Source organism: Streptomyces sp. ERV7 (assembly GCF_001653515.1).
Lineage (GTDB): Bacteria > Actinomycetota > Actinomycetes > Streptomycetales > Streptomycetaceae > Streptomyces.
Map to the genome: position 1 here is coordinate 1 of NZ_LYOY01000019.1, position 4116 is coordinate 4116.

General features: G+C 72.3%; 5 protein-coding genes. 3 read left to right on the forward strand and 2 right to left on the reverse strand.

What is annotated here, in order from left to right; translation table 11 throughout:
* The 3 genes from A8W25_RS06005 to A8W25_RS06015 all read left to right on the forward strand — a co-directional run.
* Positions 1-642 (forward strand): bifunctional DNA primase/polymerase (locus A8W25_RS06005; protein ID WP_199831680.1); only part of this gene is annotated, 642 nt, incomplete at its 5' end.
* A complete protein-coding gene (locus A8W25_RS06010) occupies positions 639-2204 on the forward strand; it encodes a DNA primase family protein (protein WP_067157134.1) in 1566 nt (521 codons plus the stop codon). The genes A8W25_RS06005 and A8W25_RS06010, both read left to right, overlap by 4 nt.
* The gene (locus A8W25_RS06015; RefSeq protein WP_067157137.1) at positions 2201-2602 is read left to right on the forward strand and encodes a DUF6009 family protein; all 402 of its coding nucleotides are present in this window, start codon (positions 2201-2203) and stop codon (positions 2600-2602) included. Before A8W25_RS06010 ends, A8W25_RS06015 begins: the two co-directional genes overlap by 4 nt.
* A gap of 73 nt (positions 2603-2675) precedes the next feature.
* Here A8W25_RS06015 and A8W25_RS06020 read toward each other — a convergent pair whose 3' ends face one another.
* Both A8W25_RS06020 and A8W25_RS06025 read right to left on the reverse strand, forming a co-directional pair.
* Entirely contained in the window at positions 2676-3152 is a 477-nt protein-coding gene (locus A8W25_RS06020; RefSeq protein ID WP_067157140.1) for a carboxymuconolactone decarboxylase family protein, read from the reverse strand.
* Positions 3153-3353: 201 nt separating this feature from the next.
* Positions 3354-3761 (reverse strand): rodlin, encoded by a 408-nt coding sequence (locus tag A8W25_RS06025; protein ID WP_067157143.1) that lies wholly within the window; start codon positions 3759-3761, stop codon positions 3354-3356.
* Positions 3762-4116 lie beyond the last annotated feature (355 nt).

The following is a 4116-nucleotide window of genomic DNA, read 5'->3' on the forward strand; positions in this document are numbered from 1 at the left end:
CCCGCGGACGACGCCTCGACCCTGCGCGTCCGTACGCCCTCGGGCGGCCTGCACGTCTGGTACCGGGCCCCCGAGGACGACCGCCGCTGGCACTCCTCCGTCGGGCAGGGCGGCGGCGCCTCGCTGGCCTGGCAGGTCGACGTACGGGCCCACGGCGGCTACATCGTCGCCCCGGGCACGGTGACGCCCGCCGGGACCTACACGCCCCTGGAAGGCGCCAAGGAGCCCGCCCCGCTGCCCTCCTGGCTCGCCGAGGAGCTCTCCCGTACGGGGCACCTGCGCGCCAACCGCGTACTCGCCGCGAAGCCCCAGCCGGGTCCCTCTCCCGCCCGACGGGCCGTCATCGCGGCGGGCGGCGGCCGCGACCGGGCCGCCCGGGTCCTGGCCGCCGCCCTGGCCGAGGTCGCCGACTGCGCCTCGGTACCGGAGGGCGCGGGCTTCACGGACAAGCTGAACCGGGCCGCGTACACCGTGGGCGGCCTGGTGGCCGCCGGGTACCTGGGCGAGGCCGCCGCCGAGCGGGTGCTGCTGGACGCCGCCGAGTTCGCCCGCCCCGGCCAGGACCGCAGGGCCGCCCCGATCGTCCGAGGCGGCCTCACCGCGGGCGCGCGCCACCCCCTTCAGCTCCGGAGCCGCCCGTGAACGCCTCCGGCCAAGGCCGCAACGACGACGTGCTGTTCGACTTCGATCCGCAGACGGTCGCCTCGCAGATCCTGGCGCACTCCCAGGCCTCCGCGCCCGTCGGACCCACGCTGCCCGCCCAGAGCGGCGCAGAGGGCCGTACAGAGGCCGTACAGCCCCTCCAGGAGGGCGTCCAGGCCACGCCCGCCGGGCTGTTGCCCGACACGCTCACCGACCGGGGCAACGCCAAGCTGTTCGTGAGGCTGTTCGCGGACGACTACCGGCATGTGCCGGGCCTGGGCTGGTACCGCTGGGACACCACCCGCTGGCAGCTCGACGAGGACGACACCGTGATGTGGGCGGCCGGCGACCTGGCCGAGAACATCGCCGACAGCGACCCGCGCGGCCTCTACACCGTCCAGTCGCTCCAGCAGCACCGCCGCCGGGCCCTGTCGACGGCCGGGATGAACGCGATGCTCGTACAGGCCCGTTCGGCCCCCGGCATGGTCCTGAACGCGGCGCTCCTCGACGCCGACCCGTACGCGCTGTGCACGCCCGCCGGGATCGTCGACCTGCGCACCGGGCTGCTGCGCACGCCCGACCCGAACAAGGACTTCCACTCCCGCTCGACCTCGACCGGGCCCCGGCAGATGCCGACCCCGCGCTGGAACCGGTTCCTGACCGACACGTTCGGCGAGGACGCCGAATCGGCGGAGATGATCGGTTTCCTGCATCTGCTGCTCGGCTACTCGATCACCGGCGACGTGGGCGGGCAGATCATGCCGTTCCTGTTCGGATCGGGCAAGAACGGCAAGTCGGTCCTTCTGGACGTGGTCATGAAGCTGCTCGGCGACTACGCCGACGCGGGCCCGCCCGGGTTCCTGATGGCCCGGCCCTTCGAGGGGCACCCCACCGACCTCGCCGAGCTCCACGGGCGGCGCGTCATCGTCTGCTCCGAGGTCAAGCCCGGCGACAAGTTCGACGAGGCCCGCGTCAAGCTGCTCACCGGCGGCGACCGCATCAAGGCCCGCCGGATGCGCCAGGACTTCTTCAGCTTCCAGCCCACCCACAAGCTCTGGCTGCTCGGCAACCACCGCCCCGAGGTCGGCACCGGCGGCTTCGCCTTCTGGCGCCGGATGCGGCTGATTCCCTTCGAACGCGTCGTCTCCGACGAACGCAAGATCGACAACCTGGCGGACGTCCTGGTCACCGAGGAGGGCCCGGGCATCCTGAACTGGCTGATCGAGGGCGCCCGCCGCTATCTGGGCGGCGACAAGGACCTCACCGGGCCCGAGCGCGTACGGATCGCCACGACCGTGTACGCGGAGACCGAGGACCACACCGGCCGCTTCTTCGAGGAGACCTGCGCCCTGCACCCCGACCACCGGGCGGAGCAGACCCGCCTCTACGCCGCGTACCGGGCCTGGTGTCAGAATGAGGGGGCACCCGTCATCACCTCCCGCGCGTTCGCCGCGCGCGCACGCGAACTGGTCGGGCTCGCCTCGCCCAAGGAGATGATCTTGTCCAATTCGCGGAAGTACTACCCGGGCATCGGACTGCTCGCCGACGAGGAGAGGGCATGAGTTCCCTGATCACCGACGACGAGATCAGCCACGAGACCGAGCTGGTGTGGCTGGAGGACATCTCCGTGCTCGACTACGTGCGCCAGAGCCTGGACCGGCTGCCGACGCGGCGCAGCAAGCCCGCCTACCACCGCGACGGGCGCATGGTGGGCTATGCGTTGCTCGGCCCCAAGGCGAAGGCGTCGCCGTCCTCGGGCACCTGGCGCCGGCGGGTGTTCTGGGTGCTGCCGCACGACCGCGACAGCGAGCCCGACGGGCTGTACGCGACGGGCGCCCCGGCCGAGGCCATCGACCCGCGCACGCTCGCCCCGGGCAGCAAGGGGCGCAAGACGGAGCGTTCGGAGGGCGGACCGCCGTCCTCGGCGATGCGCGAACTCGGGATAACGCTTCCGCTCTGAGACGTAGGGAGACGTACGGAGACGTCCCCGGGACGGGTCCTGCCCGGACGCGTCGGCGTGAGAGGCGCCGCACCTACCAGGTGGCCCCCGCCGGCTGCCGCGTCGTCGCGTTGAGCCGGTTGAACAGGTTCGTCAGGGCGATCATCAGCGTGAGGGCGGCGAGCTGCGACTCGTCGTAGTGGCGGGCGGCCTCGTCCCACACCGCGTCCGGCACCGGGTCGGGGCGGTCGGCCAGCCGGGTCGCGGCCTCGGTGAGGGCCAGCGCCGCGCGCTCGGGTTCGGTGAAGCAGCCCGCCTCGCGCCAGGCGGCCACCGAGTGCAGCCGCTCGTCGCTCTCGCCCGCCTTCCTGGCACTGGCCACGCCTCCGTACACGCAGTAGCTGCAGCCGTTGATCTGGCTGGCCCGCAGATGGACCAGCTCCAGCGTCGGCTGGGGCACCCCGCCCTGCTTGGCGGCCTCGAAGATGTCCAGGAGCGGGCGCATCGCGGCGGGCAGCACCACGGCCGGGTTGCGCATCCGGGACGGGGGCCGCGTCGTCGGGGCGGTCATGGAGTGCCTCCTTGTGCTCGTCTCACCAGGACCAACGAGCCAGTACGGCGAACGGGACGTCCCCGGCGGTGGGAAAACCCGCGCGGCAGGGGGGACGGGAACGGGAAAAAGCCGGGCTGCCGGCACCGACCCGGGAAGGGGAGGTACCGGCAGCCCGGTGGGTCCGGACCGGGCCGCGCGGGCCGGTGCCGGGGGAGGGACTCAGCTGCCGTTGGCGCCGTTGCCCGAGAGGACCGGGATGTTGTTGAGGACGTGCGAGAGCGGCTCGTCCTTCTTGGACTCGCTGGAGTTCTCGGTGCACTGCTGGTTCTGCTGCGGCGACAGGACCGGGATGTCCTGCACACCGATGTTGATCAGCGCGAGGACGGACTGCACGTTGACCTTCTGCGCCGCACCGACGCAGAGCTTGTCCAGCGTCCCCTGGACCAGGCTCATCTGCGGGCTCATGTCGCCCGCGGTCTTCGACTCGCCGAACTCCTGCTGGCTCTCGTTCCCGCTGAACGCCGTGGAGCCGTCTTCGTTCCCGATGGCCATCGCCTGCGGCGCCACCATCATCGTGACACCGGAGACGGCTGCGGCGACGGTCGCGGCCGACCACAACTTCTGCATGTTGGCTCCTCATTGAGTGCGACCCCACGTGCGGAGATCTGTGAGCATCAACGGACAGAAAGGGCAGCGGTTGCTGTCCGTGACGATGAATGGCCCGAATGGCCCATCCGGGCCGTGAACGGGCCCGCCGCACGGTATGGGTGTCGAGGACCCCTCCCGCGAATCCGAGGTGACAGACATGCCGGAGCCCGAACGCGCCTGGCGCCGACAGGTGTTCATCCCCGCCAGCCGCACGGAGAGCGGCCCGCCGCCCGCGCCCGCCGCCGAGCCGCCCATCTACCAGGAGCTGGCCGCCGCCTGGGCCGCCCAGGGCCGCACCGTGCCGGGCGGCCCCGACCGCGAGTGGCGGGCCGTG

Excerpts from the sequence above, each read along its gene's own strand:
- A8W25_RS06020 (WP_067157140.1), bottom strand. The coding sequence starts at position 3,152 with ATGACCGCCCCGACGACGCGGCCCCCGTCCCGGATGCGCAACCCGGCC.
- A8W25_RS06015 (WP_067157137.1), top strand. The coding sequence starts at position 2,201 with ATGAGTTCCCTGATCACCGACGACGAGATCAGCCACGAGACCGAGCTG.
- A8W25_RS06025 (WP_067157143.1), bottom strand. The coding sequence starts at position 3,761 with ATGCAGAAGTTGTGGTCGGCCGCGACCGTCGCCGCAGCCGTCTCCGGT.